This is a genomic window from Sphingomonas sp. PP-CC-3A-396, assembly GCF_004343105.1.
Classification (GTDB): domain Bacteria; phylum Pseudomonadota; class Alphaproteobacteria; order Sphingomonadales; family Sphingomonadaceae; genus Sphingomonas.
The window spans coordinates 22,788-45,642 of sequence record NZ_SLYF01000005.1 but is presented as its reverse complement, the minus strand read 5'-3'; the positions used below and the strand labels follow the sequence as shown (position 1 = coordinate 45,642).

17 protein-coding genes and 1 tRNA gene are annotated in these 22,855 nt (G+C 65.8%); 9 read left to right on the top strand and 9 right to left on the bottom strand.

Translation table 11 applies throughout. From position 1 onward, the window contains the following. The first annotated feature begins 60 nt into the window (after positions 1-60). The 3 genes from galA (at position 61) to mqo (ending at position 6,967) form a co-directional block, all read left to right on the top strand. The gene (galA, locus tag C8J40_RS10840) at positions 61-2,988 is read left to right on the top strand and encodes a beta-galactosidase GalA (protein WP_132897052.1); all 2,928 of its coding nucleotides are present in this window, start codon (positions 61-63) and stop codon (positions 2,986-2,988) included. A 121-nt stretch (positions 2,989-3,109) separates the two neighbouring features. Continuing rightward, positions 3,110-4,744, top strand: coding sequence for a DUF5597 domain-containing protein (locus C8J40_RS10835; protein ID WP_132897263.1), 1,635 nt, complete (start codon positions 3,110-3,112; stop codon positions 4,742-4,744). A gap of 495 nt (positions 4,745-5,239) precedes the next feature. Further along, positions 5,240-6,967, top strand: coding sequence for a malate dehydrogenase (quinone) (gene mqo / locus C8J40_RS10830; RefSeq protein WP_132897051.1), 1,728 nt, complete (start codon positions 5,240-5,242; stop codon positions 6,965-6,967). 219 nt (positions 6,968-7,186) lie between these two features. Here the strand turns inward: mqo and C8J40_RS10825 are convergent, their stop codons facing one another. From C8J40_RS10825 to C8J40_RS10805, 6 genes are all read right to left on the bottom strand, one after another. Beyond that, positions 7,187-8,062, bottom strand: a complete 876-nt coding sequence (locus C8J40_RS10825) for a hypothetical protein (RefSeq protein ID WP_132897050.1) — start codon at positions 8,060-8,062, stop codon at positions 7,187-7,189. A gap of 37 nt (positions 8,063-8,099) precedes the next feature. After that, entirely contained in the window at positions 8,100-8,351 is a 252-nt protein-coding gene (locus tag C8J40_RS20575; RefSeq protein WP_207901199.1) for a hypothetical protein, read from the bottom strand. Next, complete coding sequence (locus C8J40_RS10815) at positions 8,348-9,847, bottom strand: PAS domain S-box protein (RefSeq protein WP_347812463.1); 1,500 nt, start codon at positions 9,845-9,847, stop codon at positions 8,348-8,350. The genes C8J40_RS20575 and C8J40_RS10815 overlap by 4 nt, the downstream gene beginning before the upstream one ends. 22 nt (positions 9,848-9,869) lie before the next feature. Next, positions 9,870-10,235 (bottom strand): CsbD family protein, encoded by a 366-nt coding sequence (locus C8J40_RS10810; RefSeq protein ID WP_132897049.1) that lies wholly within the window; start codon positions 10,233-10,235, stop codon positions 9,870-9,872. 211 nt (positions 10,236-10,446) lie between these two features. Next, entirely contained in the window at positions 10,447-10,617 is a 171-nt protein-coding gene (locus tag C8J40_RS20280) for a hypothetical protein (RefSeq protein WP_165911419.1), read from the bottom strand. A 128-nt stretch (positions 10,618-10,745) separates the two neighbouring features. Continuing rightward, positions 10,746-10,822, bottom strand: a tRNA-Arg gene (locus C8J40_RS10805). A 60-nt stretch (positions 10,823-10,882) separates the two neighbouring features. Here C8J40_RS10805 and C8J40_RS10800 point away from each other — a divergent pair. After that, positions 10,883-11,650 (top strand): queuosine precursor transporter, encoded by a 768-nt coding sequence (locus C8J40_RS10800; RefSeq protein WP_132897048.1) that lies wholly within the window; start codon positions 10,883-10,885, stop codon positions 11,648-11,650. 105 nt (positions 11,651-11,755) lie between these two features. Here the strand turns inward: C8J40_RS10800 and purQ are convergent, their stop codons facing one another. Genes purQ through purC form a run of 3 tightly spaced genes read right to left on the bottom strand, consistent with a single transcriptional unit; the run spans position 11,756 to position 13,431 of the window. Then, a complete protein-coding gene (purQ, locus tag C8J40_RS10795) occupies positions 11,756-12,424 on the bottom strand; it encodes a phosphoribosylformylglycinamidine synthase subunit PurQ (protein ID WP_132897047.1) in 669 nt (222 codons plus the stop codon). Continuing rightward, positions 12,421-12,651: a phosphoribosylformylglycinamidine synthase subunit PurS gene (purS, locus tag C8J40_RS10790; protein WP_056050714.1), complete on the bottom strand. Its 231-nt coding sequence runs from the start codon at positions 12,649-12,651 to the stop codon at positions 12,421-12,423. Before purS ends, purQ begins: the two co-directional genes overlap by 4 nt. Beyond that, complete coding sequence (gene purC / locus C8J40_RS10785) at positions 12,652-13,431, bottom strand: phosphoribosylaminoimidazolesuccinocarboxamide synthase (protein ID WP_055876188.1); 780 nt, start codon at positions 13,429-13,431, stop codon at positions 12,652-12,654. A gap of 244 nt (positions 13,432-13,675) precedes the next feature. Here purC and C8J40_RS10780 point away from each other — a divergent pair, with 244 nt between their 5' ends. Genes C8J40_RS10780 through C8J40_RS10760 form a run of 5 tightly spaced genes read left to right on the top strand, consistent with a single transcriptional unit; the run spans position 13,676 to position 22,723 of the window. Then, positions 13,676-15,082 (top strand): L-serine ammonia-lyase, encoded by a 1,407-nt coding sequence (locus C8J40_RS10780; RefSeq protein ID WP_132897046.1) that lies wholly within the window; start codon positions 13,676-13,678, stop codon positions 15,080-15,082. 10 nt (positions 15,083-15,092) lie between these two features. Then, positions 15,093-17,129 (top strand): M3 family metallopeptidase, encoded by a 2,037-nt coding sequence (locus C8J40_RS10775; RefSeq protein ID WP_132897045.1) that lies wholly within the window; start codon positions 15,093-15,095, stop codon positions 17,127-17,129. Beyond that, complete coding sequence (locus tag C8J40_RS10770) at positions 17,126-18,187, top strand: PLP-dependent cysteine synthase family protein (RefSeq protein WP_132897044.1); 1,062 nt, start codon at positions 17,126-17,128, stop codon at positions 18,185-18,187. Before C8J40_RS10775 ends, C8J40_RS10770 begins: the two co-directional genes overlap by 4 nt. Positions 18,188-18,194: 7 nt before the next feature. After that, a complete protein-coding gene (locus tag C8J40_RS10765) occupies positions 18,195-21,737 on the top strand; it encodes a hydantoinase B/oxoprolinase family protein (RefSeq protein WP_132897043.1) in 3,543 nt (1,180 codons plus the stop codon). Continuing rightward, positions 21,734-22,723: a DUF2891 domain-containing protein gene (locus C8J40_RS10760; protein WP_132897042.1), complete on the top strand. Its 990-nt coding sequence runs from the start codon at positions 21,734-21,736 to the stop codon at positions 22,721-22,723. Before C8J40_RS10765 ends, C8J40_RS10760 begins: the two co-directional genes overlap by 4 nt. Positions 22,724-22,855 lie beyond the last annotated feature (132 nt).

Below are 22,855 nucleotides of genomic sequence, written 5' to 3'. Positions count from 1 at the left end.
GGCTTCGGATACGCAAGCGTAAAGCATGGCCGCTATATGCGCGCTTCGGAGGGGGAAACGATGAAGCAGGACCAGCCGACGACCCGGATCAGCCGCCGCCTGTTTCTTGCAAATGGTGCAGCGCTTGGCGCGGCGGTAGGTCCGGCTCAGGTCGCGCGCGCCGCAGTGCGTTCCGCCGAACCCGATGCGGGCGCGCTGCCTATGCCGGCGACGCGCGATGCTCTGCCGCTACGCGCGCCGGTCGAAGATCCCGGCCGGCTGCTGCTCGACGGCGGCTGGCGGTTTCATCTCGGCGACATACCGATGCCCGAGATTCGCGGGCATGGCTGGTCCTACAACAGCGCAAAGGCCGGGCAGGCACAGGGTGCCGCGGCCATATATTATGACGATTCGGACTGGCCCGAGGTCGCATTGCCGCACGATTGGGCCATGGCGATGCCCGTCGCCGAAAGCGCCAACGTATCGCAGGGTTATCGCCGTCGCGGTTTCGGCTGGTACCGGAGGGCGCTGCGGCTCGATCCACAGGATCGCGGGCGGTATCTCGAAATCCAGTTCGGCGGGATCGCGACGAACGCGACGATCTGGTTCAACGGATCGGTCGTGGCGCACAACTGGAGCGGCTACAATTCGGTGTATGTCGATATCACCGATCTCGCACGCTATGGCGACGACCTGAACACGATCGTCGTGCGCGTCGATGCGCAGACGATGGAAGGCTGGTGGTACGAGGGCGCGGGCCTCTACCGTCACGTCTGGCTGGTGAAACGCGATGCCACCTATATCGCCACCGACGGTATCCACGCCGATCCGCGCCGCGGACCCGACGGCGCATGGTCCGTCCCGGTCACCGCGACGCTTGGCAATATCGGCAAGGACGCGGCCGCGGTCACGATCGAAGCGACGCTGATCGATCCCGACGGCCGCGTGATCGCGACGCAAACCGCCGGCGGGACGGTGCCGTCGCTCGCCCCGACCGACGTTGCGCTCACTCTCCCGGTAGCGACTCCCCGGCTTTGGTCGGTCGAGACGCCGACGCTCTACACGCTGCGCACGCGGTTGATCCGCGCGGGAAAGACGGTCGACGAGCGGACGCTTCGGATCGGCTTCCGGACGCTGCGGTTCGATGCCGCGACCGGGTTTTACCTCAACGACCGCCCGCTCAAGATCAAGGGGACGTGCAACCACCAAGATCATGCCGGCGTCGGCGTCGCGGTGCCCGATGCGCTGTGGGACTGGCGTCTGCGGCGTCTGAAGGACCTGGGCTGTAACGCGATCCGGTTTTCGCACAACGCGATCGCGACCGAGGTGCTGGATGCCTGCGATCGCCTGGGTTTCCTGGTGATGAGCGAGAACCGCAACTTCAACACCAGCCCCGATTACATCGCGCAGCTGCAATGGCTGGTGAGGCGCGATCGCAACCGGCCCAGCGTCATCATGTGGTCGGTCTTCAACGAAGAGCCGATGCAGGGCACACCCGCCGGCTATGAAATGGTCCGGCGCATGTCGCGGACCGTCAAGGCGCTCGATGACAGCCGCCCGGTGACCGCGGCGATGAACAGCGGGATGTTCGCACCCGTCAACGTCAGCCAGGCGGTCGATCTGGTCGGCTTCAACTACCAGCGTGACCAGTATGACCGCTTCCAAGCCGCCAATCCGACACTGCCGATGATCAGTTCGGAGGATACGTCGAGCTTCATGACGCGCGGCGCATGGACGACCGACCGGGCTGCGCACGTCATGGCGTCCTATGACGAGGAGCCGGCTGACTGGGGCAGTACGCACCGCGCCGGCTGGAAGTCGATCGCCGAGCGGCCGTTCGTCGGCGGGACGTTCGTGTGGACCGGGTTCGACTATCACGGCGAACCGACACCGTTCGAATGGCCGTCGGTCAGCAGCTATTTCGGGATCATGGACCTGTGCGGGTTTCCCAAGATGGCCTTTTATCTCCACCGCGCGCAGTGGATCGACGACGTGCCGCTGCTCGACCTGATGCCGCACTGGAACTGGCCGGGCCGCGAGGGCCAGCCGGTCAAGGTGATGGCGCTGACCAACGTCGATACGGTGCGGCTGCTGCTCAACGGTACGGTGGTCGGTGAGCAGGCGGTCGATCGTTTCACGATGCCGCAGTGGCAGGTTTCCTATGCGCCGGGGCGGCTGGAGGCGATCGGCTATCGCGGCGGGCGTGAGGTCGTGCGCAGCGTGGTCGAGACGACCGGCGCGCCGGTCGCGCTTCGGATCACGCCCGATCGCCGTGTGATGGCCGCCGATGGCGAGGACGTGCAGCCGTTTACGATCGATGCGGTCGATGCGCGCGGACGCCATGTGCCGACCGCCAACCTCCCCGTCGCGTTCGCCGTGACCGGGGGTACGATCATCGGGCTCGGCAACGGCGATCCGATCAGCCACGAGGCGGAGCAGGGTGACAGGCGCGCGCTGTTCAACGGGCTGGCACAGGTCATCGTTCGTGCCAGGCAGGGCGGGGCAGGGGCGCTGTCGCTCAAGGCGACGTCGGCCGGTCTGCGCAGCGCGACGACTACGGTCCGCCTGCTGGCAACCGCACCCCGGCCGAGCGTACCGACCACCGCAGCGACGCTCATGGTGCAGGACTGGCGGCAATCGCCGGCGTTCGAGACCCGGCCGTCGCCCGACATCGTGCTCGCGGACAACGACATGAACAGCTGGCTGTTCGTGCGGGCGGGCGAGATCCAGCCGGCGCAGGGTCGAGGGACCTGGAGCGTGTTGCGCGCCAAGGTCACGCCGCGTCGGCCGGTGCGGGAACGCGGCGGTAAGCTGGTCTTCCAGGGCGTCGTCGGTCGTGGCGAAGTTTGGATCGACGGCAAGCGTGTCGGGACGAAGGCCGGGTTCGCACCGGCGACCGTCATCGTGCCGATGCCTGCGAGCGAAGGCGAACGGATCGTTACCGTCCTGCTGGAAAGCAACGGCACGCAACCGTCGGGGCTGGGGGGCATCGTATTCGTAGAGGAATGACGCGGTGTGCCCGCGTGCGTCACGCCGATAGCCGGTACGGAACGCAAGTAATTCGGTGTCGATCGGCAGGGGATTTCCGGTCGGCGCCGCTTCGACAGAGAAGGATTCGGTGATGGTTCGTATGAAGAAAATGGTTGTGGGCTTGGCCCTGTCGGCGGCCCTGATCGCCGGTATCGCGTCGGCACAGACGACGACCGAGGTTCCGCGGATCGTCACCAAGGGCGGCCGGCATGCGCTGATGGTCGATGGCGCGCCGTTCCTGATGCTCGGCGCGCAGGTCAACAACAGCAGCAACTATGCGTCCGCATTGCCGCAGATTTGGCCGATGCTCGACCGGATGCATGCGAACACCGTCGAGATCCCGATCGCGTGGCAACAGGTCGAGCCGGTCGAGGGCAAGTTCGACCTGTCGTTTCTCCAGACACTGCTCGATCAGGCGCGCGCGCATGACAAACGCGTCGTGCTGCTCTGGTTCGGGACGTGGAAGAACACCTCGCCCGGCTACACGCCCGACTGGTTTAAGGCCGATAACAAGCGTTTTCCCCGGATGAAGCTGAAGGACGGCACCGATCATTATGTCCATTCGCCGATGTTCCGCGCGACGCTGGAGGCGGACAAGCGCGCGTTCGTCGAGGTGATGAAGTACCTCAAGGCGCATGATCCGCAGAACACGGTGATCATGGTCCAGCCCGAGAACGAGGTCGGCAGCTATCGCTCGCCGCGCGATTACGGTGCGCAGGCCAACGCCGTGTTTGCCAAGCCGGTGCCCGCCGAACTGGCGAAGGCGCTCAAGAAGCCGGGCGGAAGCTGGACGCAGATGTTCGGTGCGCAGGCCGACCGCGCGTTCAACACCTGGCATACCGCGCGGTTCGTCGATGAGATCGCGGCGGCGGGGAAGGCGATCAAGCCGCTGCCGATGTACGTCAACGCCTCGCTCGCCGGACCGTCGAACGTGCCTGACCCGACCGGCGTGGCAAGCGGCGGTCCGCAGCAGGACGTGCTGGATATCTGGAAGGCGGCGGCGCCCGCGATCGATTTCCAGGCGCCCGACATCTACGATCGCGATGCCGCCCACGTCGCGCTGTACCTCGACGCCTATGCGCGCCCCGACAACGCGCTGATGGTCCCCGAGATCGGCAACGCGAAGGAATTTGCGCGGTTCTTCTACGCGGCGCTCGGCCGCGGCGCGATCGGCTATGCGCCGTTCGGCATGGATGAGACCGGGTATTTCAATTACCCGCTCGGCGCGAAGGCGCTCGACGACGAGACCGTCGATGCGATCGGGCTGAAATACGCGGCACTGTCGACGATGGCGCGCGACTGGGCGAAGATCGCGTTCGAACATCCCACCTGGGGTGTCGCCAAGCCTGACGAAAGCGCGGGGCAGGCCGCAGTCCAGTCGGTCACGATGGGCGACTGGACGATCGGCACCAGCTATGGCGAATGGCAGTTCGGGCAGAAGGACTGGACGTGGATCAAGTCCGAGCCGCCGGTCTGGGCGAAGGAGCCGGTCGGCGGTGTCGCGGTCGCGCATCTGTCGCCGAACGAATTCCTGGTGGTCGGCGATCACGTCCGGCTGAACTTCGGGACCGCAAAGGGTGGCCCCGCTAACGGTTCGGTATTCCGCGTCGAGGAGGGCCGCGTGGTCGACGGACGCTGGGTGATGAGCCGCGTGTGGAACGGCGACCAGACCGATTACGGGATCAACCTGCTCACCCCGGTCATTCTTAAGGTGACGATGGGGCGCTACAAATAGCGATCGCGGCGCGGCTGATCGTCGCGCGGGGACGCGCTGAACGCTATCCGTTTTCTGGTGCTGCCGGCAGGTCAGGCAGCACCAGAAGCTGACGCGTGCGTCTGGACAACCGGGCACGGCGCGGCCTTCAGACGAAAGCAGATGGGAAAATATCGCGTCCGTCGCCTGAACGCCAGCGGGGCGGAGAGAGGGATCGACGGCAAGGCTAGGGCCCCTGCCGTAAGCGTTAACCTTGCGTGAAGCGCCCTAGAATGCCATATCCGGCATGGATAGTCGCCGCTTACCATAGACATGGCGACACCCAGACATTCCGACGACAGATTAGGCGAGGACTTGGAGCATCAGCTGTGCTCGGTCGTCGGCCTCGTGCTGTCGGTTCCGTTTCACACATGCTCCCGACGATAACCAGGTGATGGACGATCGCCTTTCGCCGTTTGACCGGTGAAAAGCGCGCGAGGCCAGCCGCAACGAGAAGGTAGCATGGTGCCGCGCGACATGAACAACGATAACTCACATTCCACGACCATTTCGGCCTCAGATCCGGCCGGTGCCGCGGCAGGCGTAACGCGGCGCGGCCTACTCGGCTCCGCGATCGGCGCGGGCATCGTTGGCGGGGCTTCGATGCTACCGCTGGCGCAAGCCGATGCCGCGACGACCGAGCGCAACGTCGACGTGCTGCTGGTCGGCGGCGGCATCATGAGCGCGACGCTCGCGGTGCTGCTCCACCAGCTCGAACCGACCTGGACGATCGAGCTGATCGAGCGTCTCGACAAGGTCGCCGAGGAGAGCTCGAACGGCTGGAACAACGCCGGCACCGGGCATTCGGCGCTGTGCGAGCTGAACTACACGCCGGTTAACGCGGCGGACGGACTGGTCGAGATCAAGAAGGCGATCGAGATCAACGAGCAGTTCCAGGTCACGCGCCAGTTCCTGAGCCATCAGGTCAAGGCCGGGATGCTCGCCAACCCGCGCTCGTTCATCAACTCGACGCCGCACATGAATTTGGTGTGGGGCGACGCAAACGTCGAATTCCTGCGCAAGCGCCATGCCGCGTTGCAGGCGAGCCCGCTGTTCTCGGGGATGGAATTTTCGACCGATCGCAAGCAGATCGCACAGTGGGTGCCACTGATGATGCAGGGCCGCGACCCGGCGATGAAGCTCGCCGCGACGCGCTCTCCGCTCGGCACCGACTGCAACTGGGGCGAAGTGACTCGCCAGTATATCAAGACGATGACCGCGCAGCCGGGGTTCACGCTGACCACCGGGCATGAGGTCCGCTCGCTCGAGCGTAGCGCCGACAAGCGCTGGCGCGTCACCGCGCGCGACATGAAGAGCGACGAGAAGCAGACCATCAACGCGCGCTTCGTGTTTGCGGGTGCTGGCGGCGGTGCGCTGCCGATCCTGCAGAAGTCGGGGATCCCCGAGGCCGACGATTATGCCGGCTTCCCGGTCGGCGGGTCGTTCCTGGTAACCGAGAAGCCCGCGGTCGCGCAGGCGCATCTCGCCAAGGTGTACGGCAAGGCGGCGGTCGGTTCGCCGCCGATGTCGGTGCCGCATCTCGACACGCGCTATCTCGATGGCAAACAGGCACTGCTGTTCGGGCCGTTTGCGACCTTCTCGACCAAGTTCCTCAAGGAAGGCTCGTATTTCGATCTGCCGGCGTCGGTGACGCTCGACAATTTCCGGCCGATGATCGCGGTCGGCTGGGACGATTTCGACCTGGTCGAGTATCTCGCGGGGCAGCTGATCATGTCGGATGCCGACCGGATGACGGCGCTGCGCGAGTATTTTCCGGGCGCGAAGGATGGCGACTGGCGGTTGTGGCAGGCGGGCCAGCGCGTGCAGATCATCAAGCGTGATCCCGAGAAGGGCGGAGTGCTCAAGCTCGGCACCGAGATCGTCGCGTCGAAGGACGGCTCGATCGCCGCGCTGCTCGGTGCGTCGCCGGGTGCGTCGACCGCACCGTCGATCATGCTCGATCTATTGAAGAAGGTGTTCCCGAACCATCTCGCGACCGCGGCGTGGCAGGGCAAGATCCGCGAGATCGTGCCGAGCTATGGCACCGCGCTGAACGATAATCCGGAAGCGATCGCCAAGACTTGGGCGTCGACGGCCGAGACGCTGCAACTGACGGTGCCGTCGCCTGCGGTGTCCGTCGCGACCCAGCCGAAGCCGGCGGCGACGCGGGTGAAGGTGGACCGGAGCCCTGATCTGGCGCTGTAGTGCGCGGAACGGTCCAAGCACGCACCTCACGTCATCCTGACGAAAGTCAGGACCCAGAGCCAAGCAGCGCTCTCCTTGGTATCCCTGGGTCCTGACTTTCGTCAGGATGACGGAGGGGTGGCGGCACAATCCAGCCAAAAAAAAGGGCGCTGCCGGTCGAACCGGCAGCGCCCTTTTTCGTAGTGGTCGCGGCTGAGGACCCGCCGCGACCTTGCGTTCTTACACGCGGCGACGGGTCGCTGCGGTTGCGCCGAATGCAGCGGCGGCTGCACCGATCAGGAGCGCGATCACGATCGTGAAAGACGTCCCTGCAGCAGCACCGGCAGCCGTATCGGTTGCCGACTTGGCGGTTGCGATCGCCTTGTTCTTGCTCTGAACGAACTGCGCCTTGGCGCGGGTCACCTGGGCCTGGGCTTCCGGACGGCTGATCTTGCGCTGCGCTGCGATGATGTCGACGATCCGGCTCTCGGCACGGGCGCCATCCTGGCCACCAGCGGCGAGCGCGGGCAGTTCCTGGGCGATTTCCTTCTGCGCCTGCTCAGGCGTCATCTGTGCGGGATCCGACGGTGCGGTCGAGAAATACTGCGCCGCTTCGTTGCGCACGTCGCTGACGTCCACACCGGCGACGTCCGCCACCTTGGGAGCCGCCGCGCCGATACCGGTGCCGGCTGCCGAGGCGACCGAACCGACGGTGCGGAAGGCGCCGCCGACGATGCCGCCGACTGCCGAGGTGAGCAGGTACAGCGTCAGGATCAGCGTGACGCCCCACACGACCAGGCCGTGGACCAGACCGTCGAAGCGGTCATGGACGCCGGCGACGCGTGCTGCGGTGTAGCCGCCTGCGCCGAGCGCGATGACCGTGGTGATCAGCCAATAGATGCCTGCGCCGATGCCGAACCCGGCTGCCCCCGGCGTCGTGCCCTCGACCGGATCGACCATGCTGAGGCCAATCCCAGTGCCGAGGATGCCGAGCACGAGCTGAACCGCGATCGCGAGGACGACGCCTGCGAAGATCGCGCCCCAGGATACGCGGGTGACGGACTTGCCGTAGCGTGCGTCTTCGGCCGGCACGTAGCCGGTGGTATTGTTGATCATAAACACTCCTGTTGAAACGAAAATCTGTCGGTCGGCGTCAGTGCGCGCCGTCCTTTTGCCCCGTGCGCCTGCGTCCCGATGTCGGACGGGAATCAGGCTTCGGCTCAGGGGAAGACTTGGTACGCGGTGGCGCTGCTTTGGCGTCGGCCCCATCGGCCTCGCGCGCGCCGGCTTCGCTTTCGCTGGCGCCGCGCTGCGTGACAGTGGTATCGCCGATCAGCTTGCCGATCGCCTCCTGCACGGAGCCCTTGGCCTGCCGCACGCGGCCCTTGTCGGTGTCGCGAGTCATGCGGCGACCTCCTTGATATTGGGAATGACGACCGAGTCCCCGTCGAACCCGCGTGCACGCGCCCAGGCCGCGGCGGCGTTGCGACGGTTGACGCCGATCTTCGAATAAATCCGCGCGACATGGTTGCGCACGGTGTTGGCCGAGACGTCGAGCGTCCGTGCGATCGACTTGTCGTCCAGCCCGCGGCAGATCAGCGCCAGCACCTCGCGCTCGCGCTGCGTCAGTTCGCCGAGACCGACACCAGTCGTTTCGGCTTGCGGGGTACGGATCCGCGCGAGCTTCTCCATGATCGAGCGGCTGAGCCAGCTCGTATCCTGCATCACCGCCTCGATCGCGTTGACGAGTTCGCGCTCCGACGTTTTTCGCGTGGTGATGTCGCGCATCGCCCAAAGCACGCACTTCTCGTTCTCGAGCATGATCGGCTCGGTCGAGACGATGCCGTCGATCACCGTGCCATCCTTCAGCTTGATCCGGACCTCACGATCGCGGATCGGGCGACCTGCCGCGATCTCGTCCTCGAGTTCGTGACGTTGTGCCGCAGTTTCCCATAATTCGACATCGCCGAGCGGCGTGTCGGTGATGTCCGATGCGGCATAGCCGGTCAGCTCGGTGAACGCCGCGTTGACGTCGCACAGGCGATGACCGTCGAGCGTGCCGATCGCCAACGCGACGGGAGCGAGCGAGAAGGTCCGCATGAAGCGTTCCTCGCTCTGGCGCAGCGCGGTCTCGGCCTTTCGACGCGGCTCGAGATCGGCGAAGGTGAACAACATGCAGGGCTGATTGCCCATGTCGATCGGCTGACCCGCGACGATCACCAGCTTCGACGTTCCGTCCGGCAACGCCAGTTCGGCTTCCATCTGCGGGATCGTCCGACCCTCGGCAAGGCGTTCCTTGGCCAGATCGCGTTGCTCGGCGCGTTCGAGCACGTCGATGTCGTACACCGTCCGCGCAAGCACGACCTCGCGCGCGTGCCCGGTCATGTCGACGAACCCCTGGTTCACCTTCACGAACCGCAGATCGCATAGGCGACAGATGACCGCAGGCGCGGGGTTGGCGTTGAACGACTGTTCGAAGCGATCCTCCGCCTCGAACCGTGCCGAGACGTCCTGAATGATCATCACCAGGCATTCGGGCTCGTCATGATCGTCGGTTAGCACCAGACTGCGAACCTGATGGACCCAGCGCGGTTCCTCCTCGCCCGCAACCGCCACCTCGACGACGACCTCTGAAAATGCCTCGCCGGAAACGACGCGCTCGATCGGATAGTCGGCGTTATCGAGGCGGTGGTTGTTGCGATACCGCAGCTGAAAACGGTCCCGATACTCGTCGACCGTCTCACCGAGCTCGGCCATCGACTCGACGCCGTGCATCCCGAGGGCAGCGGTGTTCGCCCACAGGATGCTCTGATCGGGATCGATCAGAATGACGCCCTCGTCGAGCCCTGCGATGATCTGACGCAAATGCATCAGATCGGCAGAGTCGCGCAGCGATTTCAAGGCGGTCCGGGTCGCCAAGGTCTCAGTCGCGCGAACCGTGGACGAGCCAGGCGAGGCCGTAACCGACTGCCGCTGCGCCGAGCGCCCAGAGCAATGGCGCGTCCTTGGCAGAGTCCTGTGCGGTCTGCGCACTGCGGCGTGCGACATCCGCAGCGCGATCAGCGACGTCACGCGCGTCATGGCTTAGCTTGTCGGCGAGCTCGGGGGCGCCATCGACGATGTCACCAACCGCCGACTTGGCACGGCCATAGAGGTTCTGCGCGCCACCAGCGACTTGATCGACGACGCCGTCGACCTGCCAGTCCCGGCTGCCGACCACATCGCCCACGCCCTTTTCGACCTTGCCGCCGACATAGCGCGCGCCGCCATGGAATTCGTCCTTGTTCATGGTCATTACCTTTGCTTGAGGTCTCGCCGACGCACGCCACCGATCTCGTCGCGATTGATGCGACAAGGGCCGATGACGGACTGCCGATAGAGTTTCGTCAAATCTTGCCAGGACCGGTCGCATAGATACGTCCGGTGTGGACGGATAAACCCCGTCCCGGTCACTAGGTTCCTGGTATTTCTAACGAATTTCTTAAGCGGAATGTACCAGCTCAGGACAATGCACGGGCGTGATACAGCTTTGCGAAGCGCAAATGGAGCGATCGCGTGCTGTCGTCGGTGGCCATTTGCGCACGATTTTCGTGCCACTGTGCGCGGCTCAGGAAATAGGGCTTGTCACCCTCGCCGACGGATTGGGTGTAGTTGGTCTCGTCTAGCGTCACGCTTGGCATCCATCGCAATGTTGCGCCTTTATACCCGGCCTGACACGCCGCGCGTGATCGGGAAGGACTAGACCATAGGGTGTTTTGGACAGTCTCGCAGACCATCGTGCCAACTTGTGAAAGGCGATTGGCGCGCCCGGAGGGGTTCGAACCCCCGACCGAGGAGGTAGAAGCTCCTTGCTCTATCCAGCTGAGCTACGGGCGCGCGCTACGGCGACGACTAGCGCGGATTGTGCGGGCTTGGAACCTCGATCATAACGCGCGCATGGAAAATGGAACGGGCATTGGGAATGCGCGCGAGCGGGGGCTCGAACCGGTCGACGCGAATGCGGTCGGCGGCACGCACTTTCGCTATTTCGATTTCGTGATGGCGGCGTTCGTCACGATCCTGCTGCTGTCGAACGTGATTGGCGCGGGTAAGCGTGCGGTGATCGACCTGCCGTTCATCGGCGCATGGCCGTTCGGCGCGGGCATACTCTTCTTCCCGGTCAGCTATGTGATCGGCGACGTCCTGACCGAGGTGTACGGGTACGCGCGGGCGCGCCGCTGTATCTGGGCAGGGTTTGGCGCGATGTTGTTCATGGTGTTCATGTCGGCGGTGGTCGTCGCCTTGCCGCCCGACAAGGGGTGGACGGGGCAGGCGGCGTACGAGTCCGTCTTCGGTCAAGTGCCGCGGATCGTGTTCGCGTCGATCTGCGCGTTCTGGGTCGGCGAATTCGCAAACAGCTTCGTGCTCGCGCGGATGAAGATCTGGACGCAAGGGCGGATGCTGTGGACCCGGACGATCGGCAGCACCGTGGTCGGGCAGGCGTTCGACAGCCTGATCTTCTACCCGCTCGCGTTTTATGGCGCACCGGACTGGCCCGTCGAGGCGATGCTGATGGTGATGGTCAGCCAGTTCTTGCTGAAGGTGTCATGGGAGGTGCTGCTGACGCCGCTGACGTATGTGGCGGTGGGGTGGCTGAAGCGGCGCGAAGGGGTGGATGTGTACGACCGGGGGACGGACTTCTCGCCGTTCCGGACTCGGGTTTGAGGGCTTATCCCGCCTTCCTGTTCTCCCGCGAAGGCGGGAGTCCAGGGTTACAGGCGCTGAGGGTGGTATCCTGGACCCCCGCTTTCGCGGGGGAACGGGTAGTGGTCAGGCGCTGACCGCCTCCAGCAGACCTTCGAACAGACGCCGGCCATCGGTGCCGCCGTGCGCCGCTTCGATGCGACGCTCCGGATGCGGCATCATGCCGAGCACGTTGCCCTTGTCGTTCAACAACCCGGCGATGTTGCGTGCCGAGCCGTTGACGCTCTCCGCATAACGGAACGCGACGCGGTCTTCGCCTTCGAGGCGGTCCAGCGTCTCGGTGTCGGCGAAGTAGTTGCCGTCGTGATGCGCGACCGGGAAGGACACGCGTTCGCCGGCCGTATAGCCTGACGTGAAGGTCGAGCTTGCCGTCTCGACCGTCAGCGCGACATCGCGGCAGACGAAGTTCAGCCCCTCGTTGCGCATCAGCGCACCGGGGAGGAGACCTGCTTCGGTCAGCACCTGGAAGCCGTTGCAGATGCCGAGCACGGGCAAGCCCTTGCCAGCCTGCTCGACCACAGCTTGCATGATCGGCGAGCGTGCGGCGATCGCGCCCGAGCGAAGGTAATCGCCGTAGGAGAATCCGCCCGGCACCGCGATCAGGCCGACATCCGACGGCAAGTCCGCATCACCGTGCCAGACCATGAGCGGCTTGACGCCGGTCACTGCCTCCAAGGCGACGGCGATGTCGCGGTCGCAGTTGGAGCCCGGGAAGACGATGACGGCGGTCTTCATGCGCGCTCGACCCGGTAATTCTCGATCACCGTGTTGGCGAGCAGCTTGCGGCACATGCCGTCGATCGTCGCGTCGTCGGTGTCGTCGGCGACTTCCAACTCGATCAGCTTGCCCTGGCGTACGTCCTGCACGCCGTCGAAGCCGAGGCTGCCGAGTGCGTGGTGGATCGCCCGGCCCTGCGGATCGAGCACGCCGGGCTTCAATGTCACGAAAACCTTGAGTTTCATTTACTTGCCCCGGTTCTTGCGATGCTTTTCGAGGTCGAGGACCGAATTGTCGCCACCCTCGGGAAGCAGGCCAAGACGGCGTGCAACCTCTTGATACGCCTCGACTTCGCCGCCGAGATCGCGACGGAAGCGGTCCTTGTCCATCTTCTCGTTGGTTTCCATGTCCCACAGGCGGCAGCCATCGGGGCTGATCTCGTCGGCGAGGATGATCCGACCGAAGTCGTTGTCGAAGATGCGGCCGAACTCGAGCTTGAAGTCGACGAGGCGGATGCCGACGCCGGCGAACAGCCCGCACAGGAAATCGTTCACGCGGATCGCGAGGTCGGCGATGTCGTGCATCTCCTCCTGGCTCGCCCAGCCGAACGCGGCGATGTGCTCGTCGGAGATCATCGGATCGCCGAGCGCGTCGTCCTTGTAGTAATATTCGATGATCGTGCGGGGCAGCTTGGTGCCCTCCTCGATCCCGAGCCGCGTCGAGATCGAGCCCGCGGCGACGTTGCGCACGACGACTTCGATCGGGACGATCTCGACCTGGCGGATCAACTGCTCGCGCATGTTGAGCCGACGGATGAAGTGCGTCGGCACGCCGATGTGATCGAGCAGCGTGAAGATGTGCTCGGAAATCCGGTTGTTGAGCACGCCCTTGCCGTTGATCGTGCCCTTTTTCTGGGCATTGAACGCGGTCGCGTCGTCCTTGAAATACTGGATCAGCGTGCCCGGCTCGGGACCCTCGTAGAGGATCTTGGCCTTGCCTTCGTAGATCTGGCGGCGGCGAGCCATGCGCGGTCCCCTGGAAATCGAGCGGTGAAAATCGAGCGGCCCCAGCCTACGCGATATACACCGCGAAGCCGAGGCCGGAATAGGCCGCGCCTATAGGCGAAGGGTGCGGGGGGTGCAATCGGATCGGTGCGGTGAGGCGAAACCTATTGTCGGGCGGCAATTGTCGGCACGGCCGTACGGGCAAGAGAGGCGGTTGCGCGCTCGCTGCTTTCCTCCGTGCAACCAAGACGATAGGAGCGCTCAGATGGAGCCACTCACTCGCGATCGCCCAGACGAACAGACGCGCGCTCGCCCGGATTGCCACCAGGCGATCTCTATTCTCGACCTGTTCACGATCGGAATCGGGCCGTCGAGTTCCCATACCGTCGGGCCAATGCGTGCGGCGTGGCTGTTCGCCGATCTCGTGGCGGACGAGCATCCGGTGGCGGTGCGGGTCGATCTATATGGCTCGCTGGCGCTAACCGGGCGCGGGCATGCGACCGACAGCGCGGTGATGCTGGGGCTCAGTGGTGCGCAGCCGGAGATGATCGATCCGGACCTGATCCCGGTGCGTCTTGCCGCGATCCGCTCGAGCGGGCGGCTGATGCTCGCCGATCGGGTGGAGATCGGGTTCGAGGAGAGCCAGCATCTGCTGTTCCATGCGCAGACCTTCCTGCCAGGGCATCCCAATGCGGTGACCTTCACTGCCTCAATTGGTGAGGGGCGCACGGTCGAACGCACCTATTTCTCGATCGGCGGCGGGGCGATCGTCGAGGCGGGCTCGGGGCCGGTGAAGGCGAACATCCTGTTGCCGCGGCCATTCTCGTCGGGGGCGGAGCTGCTCGCGACCGGCGATGCGACGGGGATGACGATCGCCGACATCGTCCGCGAAAACGAGATCGCGTGGCGGCCGGAGAGCGAGACCGACGCGTTTCTCGATGCCGTCCGTGGCGCGATGTTCGCGTCGATCGATCGCGGCTGTCGGCAGGGGGGTATCCTGCCGGGCGGATTGAAGGTGCCGCGGCGGGCGAAGGCGTTGTTCGAGGGGTTGCAAGCGCGCGATACCGCGGCCGATCCTTCCGCGGTGTTCGAGTGGGTGAGCTTGTATGCGCTCGCCGTGAACGAGGAGAATGCCGCGGGTGGCCGCGTCGTGACCGCGCCGACCAATGGTGCGGCGGGTGTGTTGCCGGCGGTGCTGCGGTTCTACGAGACCTTCACCAAGGACCCGACGGCGAAGGGCGCGCACGACTTCCTGCTGACCGCGGCGGCGATCGGGTTCCTTTACAAGAAACGCGCGTCGATCTCGGCGGCGGAGATGGGGTGCCAGGGCGAGGTTGGCGTCGCATGCTCGATGGCGGCGGGGGCGCTGGTGGCGGCGCTCGGCGGGACTAACGAACAGATCGAGAATGCGGCCGAGATCGGCATGGAGCACAATCTCGGGCTCACCTGCGACCCGATCGGCGGGCTGGTCCAGATCCCGTGCATCGAACGCAACACGATGGGTGCGATCAAGGCGATCAACGCCGCGTATCTGGCACTTCGCGGCGATGGTCGCCATATCGTCAGCCTCGATGCGGTGATCGAGACGATGCGCCAGACCGGTGAGGACATGCGCTCGCAATATAAGGAGACGTCGCTTGGTGGCCTGGCCGTCAACGTCGTCGAATGCTGAAGGATTTCTCATGACTGCCCCGACGAACCCGCTTCTCGATACGCTGTCGCTGCCCCGTTTCGCCGAGCTGTCGCCGGACCAGATCGCGCCCGCGCTGGACGAGGTGATCGCGCGACACGAGGCGATGGTCGAGGCGCTGACGACCGCGCGGCCGACCAATTTCGCGGGCGCGTGGCTGCCATACGAGCGGGCGAATACCGAGATCGGCGCGATCTGGTCGGCGGTGTCGCACCTGCACGGCGTCGCGGACACGCCCGAGCTGCGCGCGGCGTATTCGGAGGGGCAGAAGCGGCTCGTCGAGAACGACATGAAGGTCGGGCAGAACCGCGATTTGTACGAGGTGTTCGTAGCGCTGAGCGTGTCGCCCGAGTTCGCCGACCTGCCCGTTGAAGATCGCGTCGCGGTCGAGCAGGCGATCCGCGACTTCACGCTGTCGGGCGTGGCGCTGGAGCCCGAGGCGCGCGACCGGTTCAGCGAGATTTCGGTCGAGCTGTCGGGGCTGTCGAACGAGTTCGGCAGCGCGGTGCTCGATGCGACCGATGCGTGGTCGGAGCTGGTGACGGACGAGGCTGACCTCGCGGGGATCTCGGACGCGGACAAGGCGATGTTCGCGGATGCCGCCAAGACGAAGGGGCAGGCGGGCTGGCTCGTCACGCTGCAACAGCCGAGCGTCAATGCGGTGCTGACCTTCGCCGAGAACCGTGAGTTGCGCGCGCGCATGTATCGCGCGTTCGCGACGCGGGCGTCGGATCAGGGGCCCAATGCGGGCGAGTTCGACAATACCGCGCGGATCGCGCGTATTCTTGAGTTGCGGCACGAGGGTGCAAAGCTGCTCGGCTTCACCGATCCGGTCGCGTGGTCGCTGGAGACCAAGATGGCTCCGAACGGCGCCGAAGTGATCGCGTTCCTGCGCGATCTGGCGCGGCGCGCGAAGCCGGCGGCGGAGCGCGACCTCGCCGAACTCAAGACGTTCGCGGCCGAGCAGCTCGGGATCGCCGATTTCGAGCCCTGGGATGCAGGCTTCGTGTCGAACCGGCTGCGACAGGATCGCTATGCGGTCGATGCGCAGGTGGTGAAAGCGTATTTCCCGGTCGAGCGCGTGATGGAGGGCTGGCAGACGCTGATGCAGCGGCTGTTCGGCATCAAGCTTGTCGAGCGCGACGACGTGTCGCTGTATCATGACGATGCGCGGTTCTTCGACGTGGTGGACGAGAGCGGAACGGTGTTCGCCGGGCTGTATCTCGACCTGCATGCGCGCACCGGCAAGCGTGGCGGCGCATGGATGGCGCAGGCTCGGCCGCGGTTGCATGACGGCAACACCGTGACGGTGCCGGTCGCGTACCTCGTCTGCAACTTCGCGCCGGATGGTGGCGAGACGCCGTCGCTGCTGAGTCACAACGACGCGACGACTCTGCTGCACGAGACCGGCCACTGCATCCATTTGCTCTTCACCAAGGTGAACCGCCCGAGCATCGCCGGCACCAATGGCTTCGAATGGGATGCGATCGAGCTGCCGAGCCAGCTGATGGAGGATTTCGCCTGGGACAAGGACGTGCTGACCGGCATGTCTGGCCACTACAAGACCGGCGAGAAGCTTCCCGCCGACCTGTTCGAGCGGATGGTGAAGGCGCGGCATTTCCAGGCGGGGATGTTCATCCTGCGCCAGGTCGAGTTCGCGCTGTTCGACCTGTTGCTGCATCTCGGCACGATGGGCAGCGATCCGATCGAGGTGATCGAGGCGGTGCGCGACGAGGTGGCGGTGATCCGTCCGCCCGCATGGCACCGCTTCCCACATGCGTTCAGTCACATTTTTGCGGGCGGGTACGCGTCGGGCTATTACAGCTATCTCTATGCCGAATTGCTCGCGGCGGATGGCTTCGAGGCGTTCGCGGAGGCGGGGCTGGTCGATCGCAAGACCGGCGACCGGTTCCGCGAGGAAGTGCTCGCGCGCGGCGCGACTCGTCCGGCGGCGGAGAGCTTCCGCGCGTTCCGCGGGCGTGATCCCGAGCCGACCGCGATGCTGGTCCGTCACGGGCTGCAAGGGTGACGAAGCGCGTCGACCGGCGCTGGTTGTCGGAGGCGGTGCGGCGGATCGAGGCGGACTATAACCGGTCCGCCGACACGCATCTGATCCGGGTGGATTTGCCGCGGTATCCCGGCATCGTGCTGTATTTGAAGGACGAGAGTTCGCACCCGACCGGCAGCCTCAAGCACCGGCTCGCGCGGTCGCTGTTCCTGTACGCGCTGTGCAACGAATGGATGGGGCCGGAGACGACGGTGATCGAATCCTCGTCGGGATCGACCGCGGTGTCGGAGGCGTATTTCGCCAAGATGCTGGGGCTGCGGTTCATCGCCGTAGTGCCCGCGACCACCGCCAAGCCCAAGCTCGACGCGATCCGCTTTCACGGGGGCGAGATCCACATGGTCGACGATCCGCGCACCGTCTATGCGGTCTCGCACCGCCTCGCGGCCGAAACCAGCGGGCATTATCTCGACCAGTTCACCTACGCCGAGCGGGCGACCGACTGGCGCGGCAACAACAACATCGCCGAAAGCATCTTCGCGCAGATGGCCGAGGAGGAGCATCCGTGCCCATCCTGGATCGTGTGTGGCGCGGGGACCGGCGGCACCTCGGCGACGATCGGGCGCTTCATCCGCTACTGCCGGCACGACACCAAATTGTGCGTCGCGGACCCGGTACACTCGGTGTTCCACCGGCATTTCGAGGACCGCTCGGTCACTGCGCTGCCTGAAGGGTGCGCGTCGCGGATCGAGGGAATCGGGCGGCCTCGTGTCGAGCCGAGCTTCGTGCCGAGCGTCATCGACCGGATGATCGCGGTCGAGGATGCCGACAGCATCGGTGCGATGCGCGCGCTATCCGACCGGCTCGGGCGGCGTGTCGGCGGCTCGACCGGAACCAACCTCTGGGCGTGCGCGCAGATCGTCGAGGAGATGGCTGCGGCGGGTGAGACGGGCAGCATCGTCACGCTGTTGTGCGATGGCGGCGATCGCTATGGCTGCACCTATTACGATGACGCATGGCTCGACGATCGCGGGGTCGCGTGGACCGGGGCAGCGGCGCGGATGGCGCAATTTCTGGGCTGAGTAACCGATGACCGCATGGCAGTTCTGGATCGACCGCGGCGGCACGTTCACCGACGTCGTCGCGCGGCAACCGGACGGGCGGATCGTCACCGCCAAGCTGCTGTCGGAAGATCCCGAGCGCTATGATGATGCCGCGGTCGAGGCGATTCGGCGACTGACCGAGGGGGCGGACGTGCCGCTCGAACTGCGGATCGGGACTACGGTCGCGACCAACGCGCTGCTCGAGCGCAAGGGCGAGCCGACGTGTCTCGCGATCACCTGCGGATTTGGCGATGCGCTGCTGATCGGGCACCAGGAGCGGTCCGATATTTTCGCGCGCGACGTGAACCGCCCACCGCCGCTGTTCGCGTATGTGGTGGAGATCGACGAGCGGGTCGGCGCGGAGGGCGACGTGTTCCGGCCGCTCGACGTCGACGCGGCGCGCGCGGGCTTGCAGGCTGCTTTTGATAGCGGACTGCGCGCCGTCGCGATTGTTCTTGTGCACGGCTATCGCTTCACGGCGCACGAGGAGGCGCTGGCGGCAATCGCGGCCGAGATCGGCTTCACGCAGATTTCGGTCAGCCACCGCGTCGCACCTCTGATCAAGCTGATTGGGCGCGGTGATACGACCGTCGTCGATGCGTATCTGTCGCCGGTCGTCGATCGCTATGTCGCGGGACTTAGTGAGGCGCTGGGGCAGGGTGCATTGTTCATGCAGTCGTCGGGCGGACTGGTCGACGGCGCAGGCTTTCGCGGCAAGGACGCGATCCTGTCGGGGCCGGCGGGCGGTATCGTCGGCATGGCCGCGACCGCGCGCGAGGCCGGGTTCGCGCACATCATCGGTTTCGACATGGGGGGCACCTCGACCGACGTCTCGCACTACGCCGGCACGTACGAACGCGACACCGAGACGCTGATCGCCGGCGCCCGCATCCGCGCGCCAATGCTGCGGGTCCACACCGTCGCGGCGGGCGGCGGTTCGATCTGCCGGTTCGACGGCGAGCGACTGATCGTCGGCCCCGAGAGCGCGGGTGCGGTGCCGGGGCCGGCGTGTTACCGCCGCGGTGGGCCGCTGACCGTCACCGACTGCAACGTGATGCTCGGAAAAGTGCGCCCTGAATTCTTCCCAGCGCTGTTCGGACCGGCAGGAGACCAGCCCCTCGATGCCGAAGCGGTGGCGGCCCGGTTCGCGGAGTTGCCGCTCGATCCGCAAGTCGCCGCCGAAGGGTTCGTCGCGGTCGCGGTGGCGAACATGGCGAACGCGATCCGGACGATTTCCGTCGCGCGGGGGCACGACGTGACGCGCTACACGCTCGCCTGCTTCGGTGGAGCCGGGGGGCAACATGCGTGCCTTGTTGCCGATGCGCTGGCGATGGACCGGGTGATGATCCATCCGCTCGCCGGCGTGCTGTCGGCGTACGGCATGGGGCTGGCCGATCGCCGCGTGCTCCGCGAGGCGACCTCGGGTGCTGCGTTCGCGAATTACGCTGAGATCGCCGCTGCGTTGGACGAGCTAGCGGAGGCTGCCCGTGAAGCACTGGTCGCGCAGGGCGTCACGGCGGACGAGGTCCGGATCGAACGCCGCGTGCATCTCCGCCGAGGCCAGACCGACCACACGATCGAACTCGATCTCGCCGACCCGGCAGCGATGATCGCCGCGTTCGATGCCGCACACATCGCCCAGTTCGGTTTCGCCAGCGAAGCGCCGCTGATCGCCGACCGGATCGTCGCCGAGGCGATCGCCGCGAGCCCGCCGTTCGATGCCGCACTGGTCGCCTTTCCCGAAGAGCCAGCCGCGCCGCTGTCCGTCGCCCCCGTCTATATGGCCGGTGCATGGCACGACACACCGGTGCTTGCGCGTGAAGGCCTCCCTGCCGGACACGCCATCGACGGCCCCGCGCTGATCCTCGACAGCGTCTCGACCACCATCGTTGAGCCCGGCTGGCGCGCGCGCGTCGATCCGATCGGCAATCTGATCCTCGACCGCATCGGCCCCCGTGTCGGCGCGAGCATCGGCACCGAGTCCGATCCGGTCCGGCTGGCGATCTTTGCGGGCCTGTTCATGAGCATCGCCGAGGAAATGGGCGCTGCGCTCCAGCGCTCCGCCGCGTCGGTCAACATCCGCGAACGCCTCGACTTCAGTTGCGCGCTGTTCGACGCGCACGGCAACCTCGTTGCCAACGCACCGCACATCCCGGTGCATCTCGGCTCGATGGGCGAAAGCATCCGCACGATCATCGACGCGCGAGGGAATAACGCAGACGGCCGCGGTATCCGCCGCGGCGACGCCTACGCGCTCAACGCGCCGTATCGTGGCGGCACGCACCTGCCCGACATCACCGTCATCATGCCGGTCTTTGCAGACGACAATGACGCGCCGGCGTTCTTCGTAGCCGCCCGCGGCCACCACGCAGACGTCGGCGGGATCACCCCCGGATCGATGCCGCCCGAGAGCCGCTCGGTCGAGGAAGAGGGCGTGCTGCTCGACGACGTGCTGGTGGTCGACGAAGGACGGTTCCTCGAAGCCGAACTCCGCGCTGTGTTCGCCAGCGGACCGTATCCCGCCCGCAACATCGACCAGAACATCGCCGATCTCGCCGCGCAGTTGGCAGCCTGTACGCGCGGAGCGACTGGTCTCACACGGCTCGCGAACGAGTACGGCACGGACGTCGTCGCAGCCTATATGGAGCACGTCCAGGCCAATGCCGACGCTGCCGTCCGCCGCCTGATCGCGACGCTCGACAACGGCGCGTTCGCCTACGAGATGGACGATGGCGCAGTCGTCCGCGTGGCGGTCCGCGTCGATCGCGATGCCGCGACGATGGAGGTCGACTTCGCCGGCACCAGTGAACAGCCCCCGACCAACTTCAACGCCCCCGTCTCGATCGTCCGTGCCGCCGTCCTCTACGTCGTCCGCGCGCTGATCGACGAGGCGGTTCCGCTCAACGACGGTTGCCTGCGCGGCGTGACGATCAGCGTACCCGAAGGCTCGATGCTCAATCCGCGCTACCCCGCTGCGGTCGTCGCGGGCAACGTCGAAACCAGCCAGGTCGTCACCGACGCGCTGTTCGGCGCGCTCGGCGCGATGGCGGCGAGCCAGGGGACGATGAACAACTTCACCTTCGGCAACGACACGCACCAATATTACGAGACGATCGCCGGCGGTGCAGGCGCAGGCCCCGGCTTCGACGGCGCGTCGGTGATCCAGACGCACATGACCAACAGCCGGTTGACCGATCCGGAAATCTTCGAAACGCGTTTCCCCGTGCTGCTGGAAGAATTCTCGATCCGCCGCGGCTCGGGCGGGGCAGGCGCGCATCACGGCGGCGACGGGGCAACGCGGCGCGTGCGCTTCTTCGAAGACATGACCGCCTGCATCCTCGCCAACCGCCGTCGCATCGCGCCGTTCGGCATGGGGGGCGGTGCAAGCGGCGGGCTGGGATCAGCAACCGTCGAGCGCGCCGATGGCAGCGTCAAGCCGCTTGGTTCCACCGCCAAGGTCCACATGAAAGCTGGCGACGTATTCGTCATCGAAACGCCCGGCGGCGGCGGGTTTGGGAGAGACGAATGACACACGGCATCGATCAGGCGACCGCGGCGCGGTTCGCGACGCTGACACTGGGGCATCTGACCCGCGAATGGCCGTACAAACTCGACCAGACGCTGGGTGGTCCCGGCGATCTTGCCTTGCCCAAGACGCTGCATCCGATCTTTCACGGCAGTTTCGACTGGCATAGTTGCGTACACGGCTGGTGGCAGGTGATGCGGCTCGCACGCCTGTACCCGGCCATGCCCGAGGCGGTGGCGATCGAGGCGCTGGCGGACCGTATGCTCGTGCCGGCGTTGGCGGCAGGCGAACTCGCCTATCTGGCAAGGCCGACAGCGGGAAGTTTCGAGCGACCGTATGGCTGGGGCTGGCTGCTCGCGTTGCATGACGAACTGGCGCTTCGGACCGATCGTTCCTGGGCGGCCGCGCTCGCGCCGCTCGCACACGCATTCGCCGCTCGGTTCGCCGGGTATCTGCCGAAGCTTATTTATCCGGTACGCAGCGGCAAGCATGACTGCACGGCATTTGCGCTGGTCCACGCGCTACGCTGGGCGCGTACGCATGACGCGGCGCTCGCGGCGTTGATCGAGACGCGTGCGCGCGATTGGTTCGGGGCGGATCGCGCGTGCCAACCGTGGGAGCCAAGCGGTGAGGATTTCTTGTCCGCGACGTTGTGCGAGGCGGTGCTCATGCGTGAGGTGCTTGGTGCCGACTTCACGGCGTGGCTGACCGCATTCATGCCCGATCCGTTCGGCGCGGCAACCACCTGCCTGCGAACGCCGGCGATCGTCAGCGACCGCTCGGATGGAAGGCTCGCACATCTCGACGGCGTGAATTTGTCGCGCGCATGGGGGTGGCGGTCGATTGCCAAGGCACTACCCGACCCGAAGCGGGCGTGGTTGGTGGCGGACGATCACCTCGCCGAGGCGCTTCCGCATCTTGCCGACGATTATATGGGTGAACACTGGCTGGCGACGTTCGCCCTCCTCGCCCTCGATGCCGAATCATAAGACGATACCGGACCCTGCGATGGCTTTGTGTCGTTACGCACCCGAAATGGACCCTTCTCCGGTGATGTACTGGCGATAGTCGATCGGTGTCGCTGCTGATGGTCTGACGTACGGAGCTTTGGGATTGTGTTG